Here is a 23,455-nt window from a genome sequence, read left to right on the forward strand (position 1 = left end):
GTCTCCTGCACGTGGCGGCACTTTGCGGTTACTCGGTTCCTTCTTGGAGGCGGTGGAGTTCGGTGAACAGTCCTCCGCTCAGGAGTAGTTCCTGATAGCTGCCCGTCTCCGCGACCTTCCCGTCGCGCATGACGATGATCCGGTCAGCGATCCGGGCGTTGGCGAGCCGGTGAGTGATCACCAAGGCCGTGCGTCCAGCGGCGAGTTCGTGAAAGGCGTCGAAGACCTGGTGTTCGGCGCGGGCATCGAGTGCGGCGGTGGGTTCGTCGAGGATGTGCACGCCGGCGTCGGCGTGGAAGGAGCGAGCGAGGGCGATGCGCTGCCACTGCCCGCCGGAGAGGTCGTGTCCGCCCCACCAGGAGCGAGCGAGGGAGGTGTCCAGGCCGTCGGGGAGGCGGTTGAGGATCTGGTCTGCGCCGCTGGCGCGTGCTGCAGTCCGGACGGCGTCGTCGCCGTCGGGGCTGGGTGTGCCGAGGTGGATGTTCTCCCGGGCGGTCATCGGCCAGCGGGTGTACTCCTGCGGGGTCATGGCGACCTGGCGCCAGACGTCGGCCGGGGCGATGTCGGTGACGCTCACGCCGTCCCACGTCACGTCACCGGAGTCGGGGAGGTACAGGCCGGTCAGGAGGTGGATCAGGGTGGTCTTGCCAGACCCGTTCTCACCGACAAGGGCGACGGTCTCCCCGCGCTTGAGGTCAAGGTCGACGTGGTCGACGGCGGGCCGGTCGCTGCCGGGGTAGGTGAAGGTGAGGGCGCGCGCACTGATGACGGCCGGCCCGCCGCTGGGCAGGGGGGTGGTGCCGCGGCGGGTGTGGTGCCGGGCGGCGTCGCCGAGGAAGCGGTCCCAGTCGTCGACGAACAGCGCGGTACGCAGGACGCGGGCGGCGGTGCGCGTGAGGGTGGTCAGGGCGGCTGCGGCAGTGCGCAGCGCGAACACGGCGGTGCCGGCCGCAGCGGGGCTGAGGCGTCCAGTGGTGACGAGCGCGGCGAGGGCGGCGAACGCCCCGCACAGGACGAGCGCGGAGACGGCGTCCCCAGTGAGCTGGACGCGAAGCCCCCGCACGGCGGCGGTGAGGGCTTCGGCCTCGAGGCGGTCGGAGACCTGCCGGTAGCGGATGCGCAGGAAGCGGGCCATGCCGGCGATGCGGATCTCGGCGGCGGTGTGGCGGTCGCAGCTGTAGGCGCGCAGGGTCGATCGCAGGCGGCTGTCGGAGCGGGCCGCGGTGGCGGCCGCGTGTTCCAGCCGCGAGGCGCGCAGCGAGGCGTAGGCACGGGGCGCCGCGGTGAGCAGGACCAGCACCGTCAGGAGGGGGTTGAGGACGGCGACGACCGTGGTCACCGCGGCGAGTTGGGCGATGATGGCGATGGCGCTCTGAAGGTCCTCCACCAGGTCCCGGGCGGCTTCGGCGCCCTTCCCGGCCGCGTCCAGCTGGTCCTCGAAGCCGGGGTGCTCGTAGGCGACCAGTTCGACGGCGGCGGCTGCGTCCAGGACCGCCAGGTCGGCGTCGCGGGCGACCTGGGGGCCGAGACGCGCGGCGGCCGCGCGGGCCACCGTGTCGCCGAGCGCGGCGGCCGCGAGCGCGACGGTGACCGTGGCGGCGGGGATGAGTGCGGGGTGCAGGATGGGGGCGACGGGCTCGTGCCGGCCGTAGGCGGTGGTGGCCGCGATGACGGCCGTCAGGACGGTCGTGGTGGTGGCCAGCGCGACGGCGGAGGCGACGGCGGAGGCCGTCCGGGCCGCAAGGAGTGTGATCACGGCCGGACGGTCGGCGTGCCAGGCCAGGCGCCCGATGCGGGCGAGGACGGCGGGCAGCCGGCGCAGGACCGGGCGGGTGTCGGTGGAGTCGTCGATGAGCCGCATCAAGGGCGCTGGCCCGACGGCTGGCTGGGCGGGTGCTGTCACCCGTCTGGTGTAGAGGTGTCGGTGGCTGACCGGCACGCCGGTTTCCCTGCCCGGTGCAGAACTCGGGCAGGTAGACCGGCCTGCGCGTCAACTTTGCCCCACTCGGTTCACTCGTTCGGGCGTAGGGGTGGGGTGGTGGCGACGGCGGTCCAGGGGCGCCTGGGGTCGTCGGCGTCCCGTCCGGACAGGCCCACCGCGCCGTCGGGAGTCCACACCCAGGCGTGTGCCTCGGAGGGACGGTGCCGGGCGCCGAGCACCCAGTGCGCGCGGCGGCCGCCCAGGGCGAGGGCGATGACCGTGGCCAGGGAGACCTCCATGCAGGCGATGCGCCCAGGCCACCAGACGGGCCGTATCCGCAGAACGGCCGTATGGGTAGCGGCAGTCCGCTGCCCGGAGGCGACGGGCAGGATCCCGACCTGGCCCACGAGAGCCATCCGGATGCGCAGGGGCAGGCGCATCAGGCAGAGTGCCAGGAAGAGCGCTGCGCCAGACAGCAGCCGCAGCCGAAGCGTTGGAGCGGCCGGGACGACGTCGGGGACGGGGCGGTTCAGCGGCGGGGGCTGCGGTGGGAGTGTCCTGCGACCGGGGCCGCAGTCGGTGAGCAGCCCGGCCCGGGTCAGGGACGTGACGATCTGGGTAGTGAGCGTGTCGATGGGGCGGGTCATGCCCTCGGCCCGTAACTGGTCGGCGAGCACGGGCACCGAATCGTGGAGTGCGGCGGACCACACGCGTTCGGTGGTGTCGTTCATCCAGTGCCACTGGCCGGTGCGGACGCTCAGCACGGCCAGATCACCGTCACCGAGCCGGGCGCGGTGCACGCCGGCTGGGACCCGCATCACCGTGCACCTCCCGCAGCTGCCGTGACGGCGGCGCGCGACAGCCACCACGACGTCGTCAGGAAGGTCTCCAGCGCGGGCAGCGGCTGGCGTCCGGCCCCCGAGACGATGCCGGTGAGCGTGGCATGCACCGGAGCGGGATCAACCAGGCCGGCGGCGACCAGTTCGCTCGCGTCGATCAGCTCGTGCAGCTGCTGCTGGCGCGCCCGCAGCCCTTCATAGAGCAGCGGCCCGAAGTGGCCCTTCGAGTTACGGTCGACCAGCCAGGCGGGCAGGTGGGGCAGGGCCAGGGCGAGCAGCGGCTTGTAGACGCCGGGGCGGCGCCGCTCGCCCGCGCCGATGCTCAGGCAGGCCCGGACCGTCTCGTTGTCCAGGAACGGGGAGACCTGCTCTACGCCGTGCTCGGCGAAGACCGGGGCACTGTCGCGCAGCACGGACCCGTTATGGGTCAGCGCGCTCCAGTCGTCCCACTCCCCCGCATCCACGTCGCCCACCGCGCGCCCGGACTCCTCGAGCATCCGGGAGACGATCTCGCGGCCCTGCGGGGTCAGCCAGCCGGCGGCCGCCCCGATAGGGCACCACGTCCACACGCCGAGTCCGTCGCCGAGCAGCCGGTTGTCTGCGACGGCTTCGGCGGCCCGGGCCATCGCGTACGGGCGGCCGCGGGCTGCGTCTTGGACGGCTTTCCATAGCGGGCCTGGCGCTTCGTTGACGCGGCGGGCGAGCGTGGTCACAGCGGCCCGGGCCCGCCTGCGCTGTCCGGCCTGCACCAGGGCGGTCCACGCGACCGTGGAGGACTCCAGGACCACGTCGCCGCCGTGACCGGTTAGGTGCAGGGGCGAGATGCCGCGCGCCGGCCGCAGGTAGTCGGCGTCCAGCGCGTACGACGACACGGGCATCGCTGGCGCAGGCAGAAGGGCATTCGGCCAGCGCAGGAAGTGCGCCGTGGCCGGTCCTCCGGGGCTGATGTGGTGCTCGACGCCGGCGTACTGCGCGACCCGCACGGCCAGCTCCGTGTCCACACCGTCGGCGAGCGGCCCGCCGTAGGTGACCGCCACGACCCGGGCCACCCCGGCGGCGGCTATGACGGCGGTGGAGGAGTCGAGCCCGCCGGACAGGTCGGCGCTGACCTGATCGCCCGCCTCACACGCGTACGCCTGCGCGGCCGTCCACAGGGCGGAGCCGACCCCCTCGGCGCCTTCTTCCATGGTCCGGCCGTCCGGGCGGGGCCGGACGTCGACCGTGCGGGTGCCGCCGTGCTCCAGGACCAGCGCGTGGCCGCCGGGCACCCGCTCGATGCCCTCCCACACCGACCGGTGCGGCCAGTGCCCAGTCGCCCCCACGGCGACCTGCGCCGTCAGCAGCTCGAGGTCCGGGCCCCGGCCGAGCTGTCCGGCCAGCAGCGCCGCGTCTGTTGCCCACACCGGCCCGCGCTCGGTGGCCGCCGTGTATACCGCGTGGGTCTCGGCGAGGTCTCCCGCCACCACCGTCCGGCGTCGTCCGGGGGCGGCAACGACCATCCAGTACGAGCCGCCCAAGGTGGTGATCGCAGCGGTACGGCCCTGGGCGACCAGGCTCGCGACGCGGCCGATCTCGGTGTCACTGGCCCGGCAGGTCCCGGCTACCAGTGCACTAACCTCACTGTCGACCACGACGCGAACCCTGGCGCCGGCGGGATGCCAGATTCTGCTCGTGCGTTCGGTGTTCGCCGGGGCCTCGAACGCGCCCCCGGCAAGCCACATCCTTGCGTCCATGCCGTCCTTGCCTCTCGTGTCTGTGGATGCGCCGGGGCGGCGCGGCTTGATGCCGCGCCGCCCCGGGTCGAGCAGGTGGATCACTCGAAGTAGTTCGCCTTGTCGGCGTCGTTGAAGTTCTGCCGGCCGAGGGTGACCTCGTCGGCGTCGGCCGACACCAGGACCGGGAGCTGGGGGGCCGTGGCGATCTCGTTCATGATCGTTGTGTCCTCTCGTCTGTTGTGCCGACGGCCGCCGGGTGGCGGCGCCGCTCGTGTATCCGCGCTCCTGCGCACCGGGAGCGCAGGGGGTTCAGGAGGGCGGGGTCAGTAGCGTTCCCAGCCGACTTCCTCGCGGTAGCCCTCGGTGGAGTTGCCGAGGGTGACGGCGTCGGCGTCGTCGCTGTGCAGAGCCGGTGCCAGGGGTGCCGTGCTCTCTTCCATAGGTCCTCCGTTGCATGCAGGCCGGTCGGTCCGGCGGCAGTGCTTGCGCATCCGAGATTGGCTCAACCGTTCGAGTCCGTCGATGAGTTGAAGGAGGTCCCGGGGAGGTCCCGCACGTCCGAAGCAGTCACCAGGCAGGTGCGCTCAGTGATTGCATGGAGGGGTGGAAGACACCCGCCAGCACCCGCTCGCCACAGCGCGTTGCGCCTGCGGCCTGTCGGAGAAGGAACTCGCCGCCGGTGTCCGCGCCGCGGCCCGCCGACGCGGTCTGCGCTCCGGCACGGACGAGTCGCGGGTACGCAAGTGGCAGCGCGGCGTCACGCCCAGCGAGGAATCCCAGATCTACATCGCCGAAGCACTCGGCTGGCCCGCAGACATCGTCCGCGCCGACGACTGGCCGAACTGGCTGCCACTCACCGCCAACGGCGTGGTCCCCCTCGGCCCTCACAGCTCCGTGCCCGCACTCAGAGAGGCCCTGCGAACAGCGATGGAACGCCGCACCTTCCTGACGATCTGCGGCACCGCCCTGTCCGCCCTGGCTGCGGACTGGGCCGGCAGTTCTCCCGACGCGCTCGCCCAGACAGAGGGCGACAAACCAGTCAGCGAGGACTTCGTCTCCTTCCTGGAGAACTCCACCCAGCACCTGGCCGGCCTGCCCACCGAACAGCGTCAGCACACGCCCACGCTGCTGGACGCGCACCTGACCACCGTGACCGAACTCCTCGAACACGGCCGCTGCACACCCGCCCTCAGACTGCGGCTGCACACCCTGGCGGCCTCCCTGTCCCAGACCGTCGCCTGGCATCAATTCGATTTGGGACGCCACACCCACGCCGGCCAGCACTGGATCGCCGGACTGCACAACGCCCACGCCGTCGGCGACCGCGACATGGGCGCCGGCCTCCTGGGCGACCTCGCCTACCAGGCCGCCTGGCGCGGCGACCACACCACCGCGGCCCGCATCCTTCAGCACGCCCTCACCCGAGCCGAGAACCCCGCCGCCCGCAGCTTGCTCCAGCTACGCCTGGCCCGTACCCTCGCCGCACGCCACAACCCGAGCGAACGAAGCGCCGTGCTCCGCGCCCTGGCCGCCGCCGAACAACACCTGAACGACGCAGGCACCGACCGGCCCGCCTGGTGCGCCTGGATGTCCGAAGCCGACCTCGCCGTCGACACCGGACAGACCCTCCTAGACCTCGGCGACACCCGCCGCGCCCACCAGCTCATCACCGAGGGCGAGCACCTGCTGCCCGCCTCCCGGGACAAAACCCGCGGCGTATTCCTCACCTACCGGGCTGCCAGCTACCTCGATCAGAAGGATCCCGAACCTGCGGCAGCCGCCGCCACCGAAGCCCTCCAGCTGGCCCGCCGCATCGGAGCACCCCGCTGCGTCACGCTCGTCAACGACCTCCTCCCCCGCTTCGGGCCCTACACCCAGACCCAGGGCGTCCCCGAACTGCTCCATCTCGCTGCCGCCTGACTCGCAGTGATTGTGTCGGCGGTCGCAGACAATGCGCAGGGTCTCACTCATCACGCTTCAAGGGCTGCGGCCGCCCTCGCCGAGTAGGCCGTGCCGTCGTGGGGGCGCCGCCGCGCCCTGGACCTGTACGAGGCGATCCCCGCACAGCACCACCGCGAGCGCGCCGTACGGGAACTACGCGACGTCGTCGCCAGCTGACCTCGATCGCTCCCACAGCGGGCGGGCACGCCCGGTTCCCTCGCAGTGGAAGCACTGGCCGCCCCCTGGTGTGCTGTGGGAACCGAGGGTGCCGATGGAGTCCCGCAGGAGCTGGGTGAGGCCTGCGATGTGGCCGGTGTGCAGCGGCAGTTCCTGCCGCTTGCCGACCATGACCTCCAGCACGACGTCGGGTACGAGAGCGAAGTCGCCGATCCGACTGCCCCCGGGGAGGCCGCGCGTCACCGTATCGATCAGTGCCTGTTTCTGAACCCGATACCAGCACGTCAACGGCCAGCAGCCCGGAATGGGAGCTTTGTGTAAACGTTCGGGGAACGGTCACTGCGACCGCTCCCCGAACGGAAACCGGTGGGGCTCACGTGACAACACGTGACAGATGCGGCGTACGTGCTGGGGCAGCTCATCAGAAGGGTCATTCAGGGACCGGAAAACCGGCAGCTTTGCGACGGCTGGCCCCCGCTCCGCCGCTGGCCTCACCTTTTCTGAAGCGAGTTGATGGTGTCGATGACGTCCTGGAGAGTGACCCACTTCCCGACAGCGTCGTCGAGAACGTCGACGCCGAACTGCTCCTCCAACCTCACAGCCAGCTTCCCCCTGCTAGCCGTGTCCGTGATGTCGTCAAGCGGCAGGCGGTTGTTCAACGCCTGCCCGAGGTAATCGAGATCGAGGGCCAGTTCCTCGATAATGAGGTCCCTCATGTCGTCGTCGATGCCTTCCAGCATGTGAGCCTCTCCTTACTGAATCCGGACGTCGATCAAGTGATCGCTCTGAGTGATCATTGCGGACCACGCCCGAGGCGGAGGGGCGACGCACGGAAGACCCCCTGAAGGAGCACACATGCGCCACGTGGGTCTTTTGCCACAGCCTCAGCAAGGCGCAGAGGGCTCCGAAGACCAGCATGGCGAGGTGAGAGGGGCCGCAGCGGCCCCGGGGTAGAGGCACCAGGGGCAGGTTCAGAAACAGGCACTCAGCTTGTTCTTTATGGTCTGACCTGGTCACGTTCGGCGAGGCTCTCAGGTCGCCTGGCCGTTTTGCCCACGTTGTAGCGGGTAGCGGGACGCCGGTTCTTCGAGCCGAGGGGTCTGCCGGGGCCTGCACGGTTGGGTTTCGGCGCACGGGCCGGACAGGGCAGGTCCGGACGCAAGTTTCTGAACCCCCGGCGGACCCGCGCGGAGGTGAGGCGGCCGGGCTCGACCGGCTTCTCCCAGGGACGGCGTAGATCCGCGACCAGCGGCCGGGCGAGACGGAGTTGGGTATGGGCCGCAATGATCAGCCAGGTCCACCGGTCAGCCGCCTGGGGTGTGCGGAGTTTCGGGCGGGTCCAGCCGAGGGTCTGTTTGATCATCCGGAAGGCGTGTTCAAGGTCGAATCTGCGCAGGAACGCCTGCCAGCGTAGATCGACGTTCTCACCGGTCAGGCTGGTGGCCGACGTCCACAGCCAGACGGGGAGTGGATCGTGGCCGCCGGGCAGTCGGTCGACCTCCAGGCGGATCAACGTGCCCTCGATTAAGGGGAGTTCGCCGGTGTGGTCGATCCATGCGGAGCGGGTGGTCAGACGAGGATGGATACGGTCGCAGGCCATCGCGCGCGCGGTGCCGTAGCGGTCGGTGACAGCTGCGGTCGCAGCATCGGGCTCGCCCCAGGTGTCGGGCTTGGCGAAGCGGAACTCCTTGCCGTGCTTCGGCGGGCGCCCGCCCTGTGGCGGCGAGATCCAGGGAACCGGGACCGGCTTGCGCATCACGCGGTCGGTGCGCATCCGCCCCAGGACCTCAACCGGCAGCCCCTCCAGCAGATAGGCCATGCGCGGAGCGTCGTAGCCGGCGTCGAAGACAATGAGGATGTCGCGGTCACCCGGGTGCCAGCGGCCCATCTCGATGAGGTCGGTGACGACCCGGCGGACCTGGGCCGCGGTGACCTCGGCGACGTCGTCGGCCGGTCCCAGCCGCAGCGCGTCCAGGATCTGGCACCACGAGGTCCGACCCGACTCCAGCGCGGCGACGAACGAGTACGGCCAGCCGGGCACGAACTGGTCCGAGGAGCGTCCGCTGCGGCCGTAGACGTGACAGAACAGGCGGTCCGGGCTGGTTGGCGCGTCCGGACGGAGCCAGTGGGTGATGTCCACCGCCAGGACCAGGCGTCCGTCAGCGGCCTCGGGCTGCGGCAGCCCGGCCAGCACCTGCCGCAGTCGCGGCACCTCGACGTTCCCGCAGTTGAGCGCCTCGTACATCGCGCCGTGCCCACGCCGGTGTTCTGCCGTCAGCGTGAGGTCCACCGGCGTGGTCACCGGCCCATCCGCACACAACAGTGCATCGGTCAGCTCGAACAACGTGTCCCCGCGCGCGGTCAGGCAGTCGAAGAAATCGTCCCGGAAGCGTGACGCCACCGCGAACGGCTCCCGGACGGCATCGTGATGCAGCAGACTCATTCCCCCACGGCCTTCGTACTGGTCAAGTGCCTCTTTGGTCGGAGCACAGGATCAGACGGAGGCCGTGTTCACGTCCCCGGAATCCTCCTACGAGCGGTCACGTTCGGGGCATCGTTCGAAGTGCGGCTGTTCGGCTTGGCCAGCGGACAGGGCGCTGTGCGGTTCGTCGCAGCGCCTTCATTCAGCGTGGTTGGCGAGTGCTGCTCATGTAGACGTCAGCGATCAACGAGCGGAGCACAGTGCGCGGTCGACGAGAGCCGTAACGTCTTGGATCTGCCGAGTGGCGCTGCTTTCATCGCCCGGTCGGCTGTGCAAGGAGACCGTGACGATGGTCCGGCCGTCCGGAGTCGTGGCAGGCCACACCAGGTATCCGAATCCGTCGCCGCTGTGCCCCCAGTACCCGCCGCCGCAGGACAGTGGTGCCCAGAACAGGCCGAGCCCGTCGCGCGTACCCGGTGGAAAGCCGCGGTCTGCGGGGACTTCGACGGTGCGCTGCATCTCAGCCTGCTGGGTGGGGGGCAGAAGCCTGCCTTGCACCAGTGCCGTGAAGAACCTGCTGGTGTCCGCAGCTGTACTGATCATCGACCCGTCGGCATCGGCGTCGAAGGGCAGGTAGGCGACCGTGGTGTCGGTCATGGCACCACCCGGCTCGAACTGCTGGTAGTCCCGGGCATGAGGGCCGGGCAGGAACGGCCAGTTGCTGGGTGTGAGAGTGCGGGTGAGCCGCAGCGGATGAAGAATTCTGGCCCGGACCTCGTACTCCCATGAATGGCCGGTGACGGCCTTGATGACCATGCCAAGGAGTACATAGTTGGTGTTGGAGTACTCCCAGCCGGCACCGGGTGCGAAGGACGGCTGGTGCTTCATCGCGAGGGCCACACGTTGTCGGGAGGTGTAGGTGGTCCAGCGGTTCGCAAGATACCCGGCCGCGCTGAGATCAGGAACGACGTCTCCGATGTAGTCGGGCAGCCCGCTGGTGTGCTGGAGCAACTGGCGCAGCGTGACCCGGTGCCCGTCATTGCCGTGGCCGTGGCCGCGGACCAGGCCGGGCAGCCACGTGTCCACCGTGTCGTCCAGCGACAGGCGGCCTTTGCCGGCGAGCTGGAGCAGTACGGCCGCGACGAACGTCTTCGTGGTGCTGCCGATCCTCACGTAGCCGTCCGTGGCCACAGGCTGCCCGGTGCTGAGATCACCGACCCCGCTACGGACGGTCCACACTCCGTGAGGCGTCTCCAGTCTCACCGATACGCCTGTGATGCCGTCGTCCCGCAGGGCGTCGGCATCACGCTGCAGTTGGGAGAGGCGATCGGGGGCCGCCGCTCTGGATTCTGCCGGAACGAATAACGCCAGAAGGGCGACAGCGAGCACGATCACTGTCCGATGACTGATCCGACTCCGCATGATCGACATGAGGCAACGCTAAGAACGACATGCCTGGCTAACCATCCGGCCAACCAGAGGCCCCATGGTCGGGTTCTCCCCAGTGTGCTACGTAACTGATGTCGTCCGGACCGTCCTCAACCTGCCACGGCTCATGAATATCCACCAGCTACACCGGCCTGTCACACGAAGTCAGACCATAAAGAACAAGCTCAGGTCGTGAAGGTGGCCCATCGTCTCTTTCCCGGAAAGCCCCACCCGCGCCGCGAGGACGAGATCGTCCGGCTCCGCGATCGACAGCAGCGCCGACGGCCGCTCGAACGGCACGCTGTGGCCGACCGGCTCGGGGTGGGCTGCGTGGAGACGGGCCATCGCGTACCAGAGGTCTCCCGGGTAGCCATAGTTCGCTGGCGTCGCTTCCTTCTTCTGCTGCTCGCTGAGGCTCATGGCTGCCTTCCGGTTGATGACGTCGGAATACCTGAGTACGCCGTGGCCAGGGCGCAGTGCGCGCCTTGGCCCTCGTCATCCCGCCGGGCAGCGCGGCAACTTCGGGAGCCGTCCCGCCGGGCGGGCGGTCACGACCGGCGGGTCGTCCTTCGCCTCCTCGAGGAAGCGGGCAGCGAGAGTGCGCGGCTGGTCGGGCAAGCCACCGTTGCGGGGCGGCTTGCCCAGCTCTGTCAGCGGCCTGCCGGTTCGGGGTATCGCTCGCGGCGCCGGTACGGGTCATCGACGCCGATCTCGTACCAGGGCTCGCCACGCTGAAGCCGGGTCAGGGTGTTCACCCACACTGCGATGGCGATGCCTTTCACGTCGTCGGCGAGCGCCTGGAGGCGGTTGTCGAGCAGGTGCTCCTCCTTGCCTGCCAGGACGACGTGCAGCCGCGGGAAGGTCTGGGAGCGGGTGTAGCGGTGGCGCTGCCAGAAGGGGAGGGTGTGGCCGTTGGTGCCGCGGGCGCCTTCCCAGACGCGGTGCCCGGCGTAGCGCTCGTAGTCCCAGACCTCCTTGGCGAGCCGGGCCTGGGACATGGTGCCGTTGTCGAGCTCGAAGAGGCGCACCTCGCTGGTCTTCGTCGGCAGCGCGAGGACGGCGTCGGTGTTGAAGCTCAGGCCGGTCTCCTTGATGGCGTGGTTGACCTCCACCTGCCAGTCGGTCAGGTGCTTGCGGCCGCCGAAGGCGAGGATCATGTCCGTCACCGCGACGCCGTGCGGACCCAACCCGGCCTTCACCGCCTTCGCCCCGGTGCCGGCCTTCGGTCGGGGAGGCAGCTCGTTGCCGTCGGCCAGAGCCCTCTGTCCCGCCGGGGTCAGGTTCCAGATCGGGTGCCTTCCGTCCTTGCCGTTCGTCTCCGCCAGCCCGAGCTCCGCCAGCTTCTTCATCGCCCTGCGCACGTACGACCGGCCGTCCGACTCATCCTTCGTGATCACCTCAGCCATCTGCCGGACCGTGGCTATCCGCACGCATCCCAGCATCCGCAGCGCATCGGCCCGTACCTTCCTGGCCGGAGTGGACTTCTTCCCCTTCGCTGACGTCTCAGGGGAAGGGAGAGAGGTGTCAGCGTGCCGGGAGACCCCTTGTAGGGGGGTGTGAGCTGCGGTGATGGGAACGACGTTGGAGTCGTTCGCGGCACCGTTCACGGCACTAGATTCCGGGCCGCCCGGAGGCCGCTCGGCACCCCCTGACCAGGTTGGGCGCGGCTCCGGCTCGGGCTGCCGGGCGCTGCTGGTGTACGTCATGACAAGTCTCCTCACGCAGGTGGCGCGGGACTCCGGACAGAATCCCGCCGTCACCTGGTAGAGGTGTGGTCAAAGTCGACGGTGTGACACACCGCTGAGTGCCGTTACCGAGCCGTGATCGTCAGGCAGGTGCGGTTGTCCTCTGACACTGAACATGGACCGATTGCCAGGGAAGTTGGACAACCGCTACGTTCCTGCCATCGATGTTGGACCGCGAGCGCTGGGGGCAGGATGGGGGCTCCGGCTCTTTCGCACGGGGATGCTGCATTATCTGCCTTTGAGCTGGACTTTCTTGAGCGTGGGCGTCGACGTTCCTACCTGCGCGACTCCGACTCCCGGAAGGCAGCCCCGGCCTGGGAGCGCCTGGCGGGGGTCACCGGCCGAGACCCAGTCCTCTTACGGGAGGTCCCCGAACGGAAGCAGTGCGTAGAGTGCGGCAGACCCCTGCCGATCGGGGAGACTCTCACGTCGCGTCGGCGATGTTCCCAGGCTTGCCGCCAGAAGAGCTACCGCAAGCGCCATCCCAAGCCGCTGAAAACCATACGGATCACCAACTGTCAGGGATGCGGCAAGGGGCTCTCCTACCACCGGCAGCCACGTCAGTACTGTTCACAGGCTTGTCGGCAAGCCACCTACCGCACACGGATGAAAGCGGCCTTCCCTCCGCAGATCCGGGCCAAGAGCTGCCAGGCCTGCGAGGCTCCTCTCGTCGCGGGCCCCACCAACAAGATCTACTGCTCGAAGCGCTGCAGCCGCTGGGCCTACATCAACCGACGCATTGACCGCGGCCTCCCACCTTTGCCCCAGCCCGCCGCGGACATCCCTCGGGGCCTCCAACCCGACTGCTGCGTCGTCTGCGGAACGTCACTCACCTGGGGCACCACCGGACAGGTCCGGTTGACCTGCTCAGGCTCCTGCCGATCAAAGCGCGCCTACTGGCGCAAGAAGGAGAAGCTCACCAGCTGTGACCGGTCGGGATAGTTGTCACCAGCTTGGACGTGCGATCTGGACGTCATCCCAGTTCTGAGCGGGGTAGTTGTCATCGCTTGGTCGTTCTTGTTGTCACTACCTCGTGATTTCCATGCTTGCTGTCACCGGCCCGGGATTTTGTGGCCGCTGGCTGGGCTCGGGTACTTCCTTGCCTATCGATGCCCGGTCGCCGCTCGCCCGGGGTGCAACAGGTCGAACCTGATGTTCCGCCATAGGGTGCGGAAGGGGGACGTATCGTCATCGGCCAGGTGGTCGTGGGGGAGCGCCCAAGACTTGACCGGCGTGGTTGCGGCGGTGACGGCCGGCCAGCCCGGGTCGCCGGTGGCGGCGAAGTCGGCCCAGGAGCAGAGCATGCGCTGGGAGAGGGCGCGGTCGAGCTCATCGGGCGGGCCGCCGATGAGGAACTCGGCGCCGAGAGCGTCCAGGTTGCCGAACGCGAAGGGGATATCCGCGTTGTGCCAGGGCCGGGCGTCTGCGCGCCTGCGGGCGAAGCGGGCCAGATAGGACCGGCCGCCAGCCTTCGCGTGCTGCTCGGCGAGGCGGGTGGTGTACTCGCCGAACTTCGCGTCGCCGAACATCGAGAGGTAGCGGTCGAGCACCGGTGCGTCGGGCATGGACGTCCGGTAGTCGTTGACCAAGTGGGCCGGCAGGCGCAGGGCTTCGGCGAATTCTTCCAGTTCTGCCTCGCTCGTGACCTCCCGGACGGCTCCGACCGCGTGGAGGAACCAGCATTCCTCCAACGTGTGGCATGCGAGTAGGTCCACGTCCCGTGCCGCCCCGGAGGCGATCAGGATGAGCGGGTCCGCGGGCAGAACCTCGCCGTCGACGACGGGTTGAAAGATCACCGGGTCATAGGCATGGATCGTCGCCACGGGGACGGTCCCGCACTGGGCGGCGACCTTGTCGGAGGCGGCCATCAGAGCCTTGGGCGGTACGGACAGCAGCCCCTCCGCCGTCGGTGCGACCCCGGCCTCCGCGGCGATCCGCTCAGCGACCGCCGCTGCGAGTTCGACCGTGTAGAAGGCATTGGGCACGCTGTGGGCAATGGCCCGCCGGAACAGCCCCTTGATCTGCTGCATCGCCATCAGGCAGGCGACCGAGCCTGCCCCGGAGGAGTGCCCGGCGACGGTGACGTTACCTGGGTCGCCGCCAAAGGCCTCGATGTTCTCCTGAACCCAGCGCAGGGCGGCGGCCTGGTCCAGAAGACCGCGGTTGTCGGAGAAGCCGGGCACGTGGCCGAAGCCCTCGAAGCCCACCCGGTAGTTGCAGCTGACCACTACCAGCCCGGCGCGGGCCAGGGCCGCGCCGTCGAAGTCGGGCTGAGCCGAGGAGCCGAAGGTGTAGGCGCCGCCGTGGATCCAGAAGAACACCGGCAGCGCGCCGTCATGCGTGTGCTCCGGCAGCCACACGTTGACGGTGAGAACATTTTCGTCCCCGGGGCGCCACACGGGCGCCCCGGGCAGCTCAGCTGACTGCGGCGAGATGGGTCCGAAGGCCGTGCAGTCCCGAATCCCACCCCAGGCCGGCGCTGGCTGCGGCTCCCTGAATCGACGGGCGCCGAACGGCGCGGCTGCGTACGGGATGCCGAGCACCGCAGTGACGCCGTTAGTGGGCCCTCTGCCCTGCACACGGCCCCTCGCTGTCCAAAAGACCACCTCAGCACCCGATTGCTTATTCATTGCGCGCCAGTCTCACCCGTCAACAGGCTGCCACGCGAGTGAGTTTGAATCCGCCGGCAAGGGATCGACAGGCCCTCGGAGGCATCTCGACCAGTCACACCAGCAGCGACTGACCGGTCCAACTTCGATGGCAAATGTCCCGTCTCGATTGATCTGGTTCGGAGTCAGGGCTGGGACCTGCGAGGACCAGATCGCTTGAGACGATGAGCTCCCTCGAATCTCATGTGATCTGGTCCGCTGCCCGCAGATGGTGTCCGTCGTCTCAATCGTTGTGGTCCGCCGGCGGCGTTCGAAGTGGCTGCAAGACTGCATGTCGAGCCAGGTCTGGCTACCCGCCCGCGAAACGTGCTGCCAGGTCCATGGCCTCCTGGGTGAGTTTGATGTGCAGGCCGGCGTCGTCCTGGGTGGCGACCTGGGTAAGGCTGCCCTCGTGCCACCAGAACACCGAGGGGCTCAGCGCGCCCGGTGACTGCTCGAAGCCCATGGCGGCGAACCGGGCCATGGCGTGCAGCGAGGAGGCCACGTTCCTGTCGCGGACGACGTGGAAGGCGAGTTGGTGCCGGTGCGGCAGCGCGACCAGGATTCCGTCCGGCGCCGGTGCGTCCTTGGTATAGCGGAGGACGACCTCGTCCAGGACCAGGGCGAGGCTCGCGATGAAGTACGAGCCGCCCATCAGCACGTCGAAGTGGGAGCCGTCCTTGTCCCTGACCACCTTGTGCTTGTCAACGCGGACGGCTCGTAGGTTCTGGAACGCACGGTCCCGAAGCGCCGTGATGTCACCCAGGTTGGAGAGGGAGTCCGCGGTCAGCATGTCGACGGTTTCCGGGAGGTCGAGCGCCAGCACCTCCAACAGCCCCGGGACCGATTGGGGACCGTACCCGAAAGCCTTCAGGAGCGTGGGATCGCTGGGAATGAAGCGGGGGTAGAGCTGGGCCAGGAGCTGTTCGTGCAGTAGGGCCTTGAGAGCCTGAGGTCCATCCATCGATCGGATGACCCGGTCGACATGTTCGTCTACGAGCGCCCGCCAGCACCGGGGGCCGCGGCTGTCGTTGTGGCACACGGCCGCAAGATTGGAGAGGCCGAAGCGCCAACCCGAGTCCGTGGTCACGCGACCCGGTTCGACCGTTACCTCGATGCCGCGCTCCGCGAATGCCTCGCGGACGAAGGTACGCAACCGGGCAGCCTCCGCCTCGGACAGGAACGCGAACTCCCCGTCGCGCGGCAGGTCCACCCCATCACGACGCTCTCCGCGCCGAAATATCCCCACCAGGTCCCCAATCGCTCGAAGATGCGGATCATAGCCTCGACCGGCCCAGGCGCCTTCTTCAGGTGTTCACGCCCGGCGGAAGGTCGGACGCCGACGGCCCCTCGACTTCCCCCGGTGACCTTTTTCCACGCCTGGAACCAGATCACCTGAGGCAACGAGCGAACCAGACCAGATCATCTGAGATTCGGACCAGGCCGACTGAGACGGGACAGCAAACAATCCAACTCCGATGTCAGAGGACAGGCTGTCCTCTGACGCTGAACCTTGACCGATTGCCACTGAAGTTTGACCTCTGTGTGAGCCACAGCCCTCGTCTGCTCCCCTTCAGGCCCGCGGATATGCTCGCGCCATGCGACGACAGGGACGAATGGTCAAGGCGGCTCGATGGCTGGCGGTTTGGGCCGTGTTCACCGTCGCCATGCGCTTTGTCACCGGCCTCGCGGACATCTACAGGGGCTGGTTGTCCACTGCGGTGACGTCCGCGTTGGTGGTGGCCTCCTGGTGCGTGGTCCCGTGGCTGCGGTCCCGCAGGGAGTACAAAGCCACAGCGCAGTAGCCAGACGACGAGATGGGAACGTCGTATCCCCGGATGAAACTCGCCGGTCAAACTTCAGTGGCAATCGGTCAAGGTTCAGCGTCAGAGGACAGCGGCGCAGAGTTCGGCGACGATCGCGAACGACGTCGTCACCATCGGCACCGCCATGGCCGGCGGCATCACCGCGTGCGTGGTCTGGCCGTGCGCCATGCCGTTGCGGATCTGCCGACCGTAGTCGAGGTACTCCGCCTGCCGGGCCGTCAGGATCCCGTCGGCGGCGCCCTGCTTGATGAGCTGGTGCAGCGGCTTCTTGCCCGCGTCCGGGATCCGGTCGCGCAGCACGATCTCCACCGCGATCAGGGAGTGCATGACCGCCACGGTGGAGAACTCGTAGCAGTAGTACGACTGGCGCAGCAGCTCGCGGGCCGTCCGCAGGACGGTCGCCGCGGCCTCGGGAACGCCGGCGGGCACGACCAGGTCCTCAACGAGGTCGTGCATGTCGGCGTAGCTGCCGACGAAGAGGTGGGCGCGTTCGTCCGGGACCGGGAACGGCGGCCGCTGCGTGGTCATCACCGAAGTCTCCCAGGGGCAAGCCCCGGGCGGCAGCGGCTTTTCCCCGGGGTATCGCGCAGCGTGCCGGGACGGAGATTTCTCCTCACCGGAATGGGCGGAATGTCGCAGGTAGCGGAACTGGACAAGGGGCAACGCAGGCGCCGGCCAGGCGAGGCAGCTCACCGTCGGTGCGCAGACTCTGTCCACAGGCATCCGCTCTGAAGATCACGTACGGGCCGCCGCGATCGGCGCGGCGGCCCGTACGTGAGGAGCCTTCATGCCCACCATCACCCTGCTCGCCCCGATGACCCCGGACGCAGCGATCAGCGCGTTCAGCTACCTCCGCGCCGTCCAGGCCAACGACGTCGAAGCCGCCCGCGAGTTCGCTGGCACCGAACCGCGGATGCCCGAGCTGCTCGTCGACGTCGCCGAACGGATCGTCGTGCCCGTCACCGCGCTGCCCGGCCCGGAAGCGGGCGAGCCGTGCGCGGACACCTTCGCCCTGGAGGCCCTCGGACGCGTCTTCGTGACCTCGCTGCGGACCTGGACACAGACCGAGCCGGACGCAGCGGATGGCATCGCCCGCTCCGTCATCGACTTCGCCGCGCAGTTCCTCACCGAGGACCACGAGGACGTCGCGGACACCCTCCGTCAGCTGGAGGCCGTCGGAGTAGGCCAGGCCCTCGATGCGCATCCCGCAACGGCCGGTGGCCAGCCGGTGCGCCTGTCCATCGTGTAGTGCGCATCGGCGACGGTGGTGGTGCGTACGCGGCAATCAGGCACGCACCACCGCCGCACACCGCACCGCACCACCCATCGTGGTGCGCTCCATCGGCATCGCCGCACCGCACCGGGCGCGCGCCACGGCCGGGCGGGTTCCTCTATCACACACCCCCTTGACCGCGACCCGATCGGCGAGCTGCGGCGAGAGCTGTCTGCCGAATAGCGAGGCTGGTCAAGGGAAAACGTTCGCTGGCCCGAGGCGACAGGGGGTCGGCTGGGCGCTCTGCGCACTCGGATTCCGTGCGGTGCGAGCCGGGTTCGGTGCGGTGCGCAGGACGATGCCGGGCATCGCGCAGGTGCGCATCGAGTGCCGTGGGAGAGTGCCCGGCATCGCCGGTGCGCACTGGTGCGGTTCAACGTCCGTACCGGGTGCGCATCGGATGTCAGGCACTCGATGCCGGGCATCGTCCGGTCCGCTGCATCGTCACCACAGCCACGCGTGGGAGTGTCGCAGCCGGGACAGGGCGCGCGCGTCGCGTCGCACGGCCGCGCTGCCGATGCGGTTGCGCCGGGGGCGGGGCTGGCGGGACTGCCCGGCGCAGACGCGCCGCTGTCCCGCCTGTTGGAGCCGCTGGCGCTGCAGGAGCAGCCGCTTCTTCCTCTCAGCCTTGGTCAGCGGCTTCCGGGGCCTCTTCCAGATCGGCTGCCAGGGCGGCGGCCCAAGCACGTCGGCACGTTCCTGGGCTCCTTGTCGCACGCGGGCGAGGGCAGCCTCGATCCTCGGGTCGTTGGGCGGTGTGGTCATCTGACTCCTCCAGTGGGTGTGCTCGGGCCGGGCTGGATTCCGGGCTGCTGGGTGCGGGGCGGTGGGGAGGGCTGCGGCCGGGGGCCGTGTACGGCAGCGCGTTCCCTGATGCCGTCCTGGAGCTTGGCGGCCATCTTGGCGACGGCAGCCTCGATCACCCGGCGGCTCTCCTCCACCGCGGCGACATCGGTCATCTGCTCCTGGTCCCGGCCCGCCACTCGGACCGCGTGCCCGGCCCGGGGCTCGGCCCTCTCTCGCATCGAGCGCGGCGGCGATGCGGCGGGCACGGAGACGGAGTGCGGCAGGGAGCGGGAGCCGAGCCGGTGCGAGCGGCGCACCGCGTGGACGCGGGCGGTCAGGGCGCCGGCGGCGAGGCGGGCCTTCTCGTAGCGGGACGCCGACCGGGCGCGGGTCAGCGGGCGGATCACCGACTGGTCCTCGAGGTCGTGCGGGTACAGGGCGCGCAGATCGGCGGTCATCATCCGGCCGCGTCCGACGGGACGGACGTAGTCGTCGACGACCGCCTGCACGATCTGGTCGTCCAGGCCCGGCTCGTGGGGTCGGCCGCGCAGGACGTAGGCGAGGTGGCGGCGGGCTTCGGCGAGCAGATGGTGGCGCTTGAACGCGCCGCGCAGCACGTACACCACGGCGCTGATGTCGACGGCCGCCAACACGATGTCGACGACCGGCCGCACCCGCGCCCACACCGCCGCGGCCGCCGCCCGCGCCCGCGCCCGCTCCGCCAGCCGGTACACCGTGCAGGCGCCGAACGCCCGGATCGCCGACTTCCGCCAGCCCTCGCGCAGCTCGGACAGCGACCGCGCCACCTTGCGCTTCGGCGGGCGGGTCCGGTCAGCGGCCTGCCGGTCCAACGCCTTGGCGGCCCGCTCCCCCGGCGCGTGGCCGTGGGCCTCTTCGTAGTCGGCCATGAAGATGGGCAGCGCGTCCGCGATCTGCTGACGGCGGGTCGACTGCCAGCCGATGAGCCGCTGGTCGATCCCCGCGATTTCAAGGACCGGCCTCCGGCCGGGAGTCACCTCACGCGGCTCCCACGCCCACCCGAGCCGGGCAGACACCTCCTCCATGAAGTAGAGGGTGAACAGGGTGTCGGCCACGACGATGTGCTCCAGCATCGAGTCCGCGGACCAGTTGCCCCACGTCCCTTTGCCATCCGGCCGCCGGGCACGGATGGAAATCACTGCATGATCGTGAAGCAGCGGTTTTCCGGCTCTGGACTCGTAGTGCCGGAACACCGCGACGATCAGCCCGTCCTTCACCGGCTTGCGGTGCTTGCCGCCGCTCCCCCAGCGGATCTCCACGACCGAATCCTCAAGCCATCCCAGCGCCTTGTCCCGGGCGATGTCCTGGCACAGCTCCAGCACACTGCGAATCACGTCGTCCAGCAGCGCCCACGCGATGTGAACGGTCGACGGCGCCCGGAACGTCAAATCCATGGCCAGCCAGGGCGACCGCTCCTTCGCCTTCTCGGTCTTGGGCGACTTGTTGTGCTCGATCGGCCTGCCCAGCACCGTCGCCCGCCGCGCCTTCGCCGGGCTCTTGCCCCCCTGAAGATGCTCGCGCTCGATCCGGTCAGCGTCCGGGTGCCGGCCTTCACCCAGAAGCAGTTCGGCCTGCCGCTCGGTCACCACATCGCCGACGGCCAGACCGACCGCAGCCAGGCCTCGGCCCGTCCAGAACCCCGGCGGGACACCCGCTTCGTCCTGGGCATCGCTCAACGGCTTGCCCGCCGGGCGGTGGCCGTCGCCGACCATCACGCCGTTGCAGTAATACGGCCACCCTCCCGGGCCGATCTTCGCTTCGCTGATCACACACCCATGGAAACCCGTCCGTGACCTGCGTAAAAGCGTGATCCAGGGTTCATCCCGCCGGGCGGGAGGCCATCACCACATCTTTACCGCCGAGCCCGCCAGGCGGGCCGTGCCGCTAGCCCACGACGGTAAGCCGCCGCCGTGTGCACCCTCCCGCCCATGAGCAACGGACCCCTCTACGGAGGCCCCTACCCGCTGTGCCGTCGACCGCTCCGGATCGAGTACGGCCGCACCCGCCACTCCGCTCAGCTAGACCACCCGGCCCGCGTGTGGATCACCGGGTACCGCTGCGCCAGCTGTGAGGCCACCCGGCCCGAGCAGTGGACGGTGGCGATGCGGGACCGCTACGAGGACGACTGACGACGCCGTGCGAATGCTGCGGTGCGACGGAGAAGGGCCGGTTTCCCAAACTTGGGAAACCGGCCCTTCTCCGTCGCACCGCAGAGGCTCACCTCGCAGCGGCGGTCTGGCTGTCCCGATGCTTGATCAGCAGGTCCACCATCTTATTGAACTCGTCAGGCGGCATCTTGTGGATCAGGTACACCGCCGCAGATGCACCGTCGTTGTAGGGGAACAACTTCGGCTGTTGTCCTGCGGCCTGATCCTCATCGGCTGGTTCGTCGTTGTGGGATCGCGGTTCGGGAACAGACTGCTCTGTGCCGTCTTCCTGGTGTCGTTCGTCCGCGTCCGATGCCGCCGTACCAGGATCATCACGACGTGATGGTTGAGCGTCGTCCTTGACTACCGAGGCGCCGGAGGACGATGCCGTCGTCGCGTCGTCCTGTATTACGCGGTAATGGCTGCCCGGCTTCTCGGAGTCCTGACCGGCTGACGCGGCACCCTTCGCTGCCCCCTTCTGGCTGCGTTCCTGCTTCTCCGCGTCCTTGCGAGCCCGTTCTTTCTTGAGCTCCTTGAGAGCCGCTTCCTGCTCGGCAGCGGGCTTGTTGCCCACCGCTCGCAGCAGGTTGATGGGCTCCTCGCGGATCTTTGCCTGGAGTTCGGGAGTGAGGTTGAGCAGAGCCAGGCGTTGCGACACCCACCCTTGGGTCCGGTGCAGCCGTTTGGCCAGTGCGGTCTGGCTGCCGTGGATCTTCAGGAGCCGGTCGAGGGCGCGTGCTTCGTCGAGCTCTTCGAGGTCTTGGCGGTGGATGTTGGCGACGAGTGCGGACTCGAGGAGTTCCTCGGAGGTACTGCCCTGGTCGTCACTGACCATGATCTTGATGCTGGTCAGTTCTGCTTCGCGGGCGGCGGCGAGGCGGCTACTTCCGTCGATGACGACGTGGGTGGTGTCGGCTTCGAGGTCGGCTTCGCGCTCGGGGTTGGCGGCGATGTAGGCGTCGCGGTTCATCACCGTGATTGCCTGCTTCTGGCCGTGGGTCTTAAGGCTTCCGGTGAGGTCTGTGAGGTCACCGAGGCTGGAACGGGGGTTGTCGGGGTTGAGGCTGATGCGGTGCGGGGGGAGTTCGGTGGGCGGGGCGATCCCCTCAGTGGGGACGCCTGTGGCGGCGGCTACGGCTTGCCGGCGTGCGCTGACGCCGCGTACTCCCCCGCCGAAGCGGCCTGCGCCCAGCTGGTCGGCCTTGCTCATGCGATCTCCCGGGCCAGTGCGCGCATCCCGATCGCCTGCTGTGACTTGGGCGCGTATGACAGCAGGGGCTGCTTCATTCGGACTGCTTCCTTCTGTTCCTTGAGGTCGCCGATGAGGCCGACGACGCGTGGATCCTTTATGTCGACCCATCCCTGCAGTGAGGATGTGGCGATGAAGCCGCGTCGGGAGTCGTAGAGGTTTACGACGATGCCGAGGTAGTCGATGTCGATCTGCAGGTCGCCGCGCAGGTCGTCGATCTGGGTGGTGAGCAGTTCGTAGGCGTCTGCGGAGCTGTCTTCGGCCTGGACGACGATCAGGGCGCCGGACTGGCCGGGCTTTTCTCCGTCACGGCGGCGGCCGTAGTAGGCGGCGGCGTCCATGCTGAGGCCGAGGCTCGGCGGGCAGTCGACAAGGATCACGTCGTAGTCCGCTTCGAGCGGGGCGAGCGCGCGTTCGAGGGCGGCTTCCCGGGCTCGTACGGCGGACAGACGCACGTCAAGGAGGAAGGCGTCGTTGCAGGCGGGCAGAAGATGGAGCCGACCGCTGAAGGCGTCGTCGTCGATCGCGACGATGAGGTCGCGGAGGTCGCCCTTGGGGTCGCCCGCCATGTGGTTGGTGAGGCTGTCGCCGTTCATCGGCAGTGGGGTGGCGCCGAGTTGGTTGGTGAGGTGGCACTGCGGGTCGAAGTCGACGAGCAGGACGCGCAGACCGAGGCCGGGCAGGTTCTCGATGTCGAGGGGATCGTTCGCAGGTTCGTTGCCGGCTTGTTCGTCGCTGGCGCGGAGCGCTTTCGCCAAGGCTTTGGCGACACGGACGGAGTGCAGGGTGTTGGGGTCTTCGGCGAGTGCTTCGCCGAGTCCGGCTGTGATGGCTGTCTTGCCGACGCCGCCCTTCTGGTTGCAGACGACGATGCGTCGGGTGACTTCGGGGCGTTCGACTTCGGGGGCAGGGTTGGAGTCGAGCCATAGCTGGACGGACTGGGCGAGGCCCTGGATGAGGGAGAATCGGCGGTCCGTGACGACTTGACGCAGCTCTTCCCACTGTCCGGGGGGCAGGAAGGTGGAGAAGGTGTCGGCGCCGGCGGTGTCGATGGTTGCCGTCGCGGAGGCCAGGCTGCACCAGTCACTGATGCCCTGTTCTACGGCGGCCTGGATCTCGATACCGTGCTGGGCCGCTCTGATCTTGAGGTTCTGCCGGAGCCATCCCGGCAGCTTGGAGACGACCTTCTCGCGGTCGCTGGAGGTGGCTGGCGAACTCATGCGGGACACCTTACTAACGTCCTTGATCGATTGCGCTATCGGCACGTTAGTTTGCAAGACATGTTGGGTCGTCAGCGAA

19 protein-coding genes are annotated in these 23,455 nt (G+C 69.0%); 3 read left to right on the forward strand and 16 right to left on the reverse strand.

Annotated features, from left to right (window positions below):
• Positions 1-28: 28 nt before the first annotated feature.
• The 3 genes from AB0D59_RS48195 to AB0D59_RS48205 all read right to left on the reverse strand — a co-directional run bounded on the left by AB0D59_RS48195 (position 29) and on the right by AB0D59_RS48205 (position 4,391).
• A complete protein-coding gene (locus tag AB0D59_RS48195) occupies positions 29-1,861 on the reverse strand; it encodes an ABC transporter ATP-binding protein (protein ID WP_362578603.1) in 1,833 nt (610 codons plus the stop codon).
• 149 nt (positions 1,862-2,010) lie between these two features.
• Positions 2,011-2,739 carry a lasso peptide biosynthesis B2 protein gene (locus AB0D59_RS48200; protein ID WP_362578606.1) on the reverse strand — a complete coding sequence of 243 codons (729 nt, stop codon included), beginning with the start codon at positions 2,737-2,739 and terminating at the stop codon, positions 2,011-2,013.
• Complete coding sequence (locus AB0D59_RS48205; protein WP_362578609.1) at positions 2,739-4,391, reverse strand: asparagine synthase-related protein; 1,653 nt, start codon at positions 4,389-4,391, stop codon at positions 2,739-2,741. Before AB0D59_RS48205 ends, AB0D59_RS48200 begins: the two co-directional genes overlap by 1 nt.
• 687 nt (positions 4,392-5,078) lie before the next feature.
• On the opposite strand from AB0D59_RS48205, the gene AB0D59_RS48210 reads away from it, so the two are divergent.
• A complete protein-coding gene (locus tag AB0D59_RS48210; protein WP_362578612.1) occupies positions 5,079-6,395 on the forward strand; it encodes an XRE family transcriptional regulator in 1,317 nt (438 codons plus the stop codon).
• A 174-nt stretch (positions 6,396-6,569) separates the two neighbouring features.
• Here the strand turns inward: AB0D59_RS48210 and AB0D59_RS48215 are convergent, their stop codons facing one another.
• From AB0D59_RS48215 to AB0D59_RS48255, 9 genes are all read right to left on the reverse strand, one after another.
• A complete protein-coding gene (locus AB0D59_RS48215) occupies positions 6,570-6,836 on the reverse strand; it encodes a hypothetical protein (protein WP_362578615.1) in 267 nt (88 codons plus the stop codon).
• Positions 6,837-7,084: 248 nt separating this feature from the next.
• Positions 7,085-7,333: a hypothetical protein gene (locus tag AB0D59_RS48220; RefSeq protein ID WP_362578617.1), complete on the reverse strand. Its 249-nt coding sequence runs from the start codon at positions 7,331-7,333 to the stop codon at positions 7,085-7,087.
• Between the two features lie 257 nt (positions 7,334-7,590).
• Positions 7,591-9,036 carry an NF041680 family putative transposase gene (locus AB0D59_RS48225; RefSeq protein WP_362578620.1) on the reverse strand — a complete coding sequence of 482 codons (1,446 nt, stop codon included), beginning with the start codon at positions 9,034-9,036 and terminating at the stop codon, positions 7,591-7,593.
• 222 nt (positions 9,037-9,258) lie between these two features.
• Positions 9,259-10,446, reverse strand: a complete 1,188-nt coding sequence (locus AB0D59_RS48230) for a serine hydrolase domain-containing protein (RefSeq protein WP_362578623.1) — start codon at positions 10,444-10,446, stop codon at positions 9,259-9,261.
• Between the two features lie 162 nt (positions 10,447-10,608).
• Positions 10,609-10,863, reverse strand: coding sequence for a hypothetical protein (locus tag AB0D59_RS48235; RefSeq protein ID WP_362578625.1), 255 nt, complete (start codon positions 10,861-10,863; stop codon positions 10,609-10,611).
• Positions 10,864-11,093: 230 nt separating this feature from the next.
• Positions 11,094-12,149, reverse strand: a complete 1,056-nt coding sequence (locus tag AB0D59_RS48240; protein ID WP_362578628.1) for a replication-relaxation family protein — start codon at positions 12,147-12,149, stop codon at positions 11,094-11,096.
• Between the two features lie 1,142 nt (positions 12,150-13,291).
• The gene (locus tag AB0D59_RS48245) at positions 13,292-14,818 is read right to left on the reverse strand and encodes a carboxylesterase family protein (protein WP_362578631.1); all 1,527 of its coding nucleotides are present in this window, start codon (positions 14,816-14,818) and stop codon (positions 13,292-13,294) included.
• A 328-nt stretch (positions 14,819-15,146) separates the two neighbouring features.
• A complete protein-coding gene (locus AB0D59_RS48250; RefSeq protein WP_362578634.1) occupies positions 15,147-15,800 on the reverse strand; it encodes a hypothetical protein in 654 nt (217 codons plus the stop codon).
• 922 nt (positions 15,801-16,722) lie between these two features.
• Positions 16,723-17,190 carry a hypothetical protein gene (locus AB0D59_RS48255; protein ID WP_362578636.1) on the reverse strand — a complete coding sequence of 156 codons (468 nt, stop codon included), beginning with the start codon at positions 17,188-17,190 and terminating at the stop codon, positions 16,723-16,725.
• A gap of 259 nt (positions 17,191-17,449) precedes the next feature.
• Here AB0D59_RS48255 and AB0D59_RS48260 point away from each other — a divergent pair, with 259 nt between their 5' ends.
• Positions 17,450-17,911, forward strand: coding sequence for a hypothetical protein (locus AB0D59_RS48260; RefSeq protein WP_362578639.1), 462 nt, complete (start codon positions 17,450-17,452; stop codon positions 17,909-17,911).
• Between the two features lie 468 nt (positions 17,912-18,379).
• On the opposite strand, the gene AB0D59_RS48265 is transcribed toward AB0D59_RS48260, so the two are convergent.
• A complete protein-coding gene (locus AB0D59_RS48265) occupies positions 18,380-18,700 on the reverse strand; it encodes a hypothetical protein (protein WP_362578642.1) in 321 nt (106 codons plus the stop codon).
• Positions 18,697-20,472: a MobF family relaxase gene (gene mobF / locus AB0D59_RS48270; RefSeq protein ID WP_362578672.1), complete on the reverse strand. Its 1,776-nt coding sequence runs from the start codon at positions 20,470-20,472 to the stop codon at positions 18,697-18,699. Before mobF ends, AB0D59_RS48265 begins: the two co-directional genes overlap by 4 nt.
• A 216-nt stretch (positions 20,473-20,688) precedes the next feature.
• On the opposite strand from mobF, the gene AB0D59_RS48275 reads away from it, so the two are divergent.
• Complete coding sequence (locus tag AB0D59_RS48275; RefSeq protein WP_362578645.1) at positions 20,689-20,889, forward strand: hypothetical protein; 201 nt, start codon at positions 20,689-20,691, stop codon at positions 20,887-20,889.
• 88 nt (positions 20,890-20,977) lie between these two features.
• Here the strand turns inward: AB0D59_RS48275 and AB0D59_RS48280 are convergent, their stop codons facing one another.
• Together AB0D59_RS48280 and AB0D59_RS48285 are read right to left on the reverse strand one after the other, a co-directional pair.
• Complete coding sequence (locus AB0D59_RS48280; protein WP_362578648.1) at positions 20,978-22,117, reverse strand: ParB/RepB/Spo0J family partition protein; 1,140 nt, start codon at positions 22,115-22,117, stop codon at positions 20,978-20,980.
• Positions 22,114-23,376, reverse strand: coding sequence for a ParA family protein (locus AB0D59_RS48285; RefSeq protein ID WP_362578651.1), 1,263 nt, complete (start codon positions 23,374-23,376; stop codon positions 22,114-22,116). Before AB0D59_RS48285 ends, AB0D59_RS48280 begins: the two co-directional genes overlap by 4 nt.
• Positions 23,377-23,455: the final 79 nt, after the last annotated feature.

It is taken from the genome of Streptomyces sp. NPDC048417 (genome assembly GCF_040651615.1).
GTDB lineage: Bacteria > Actinomycetota > Actinomycetes > Streptomycetales > Streptomycetaceae > Streptomyces.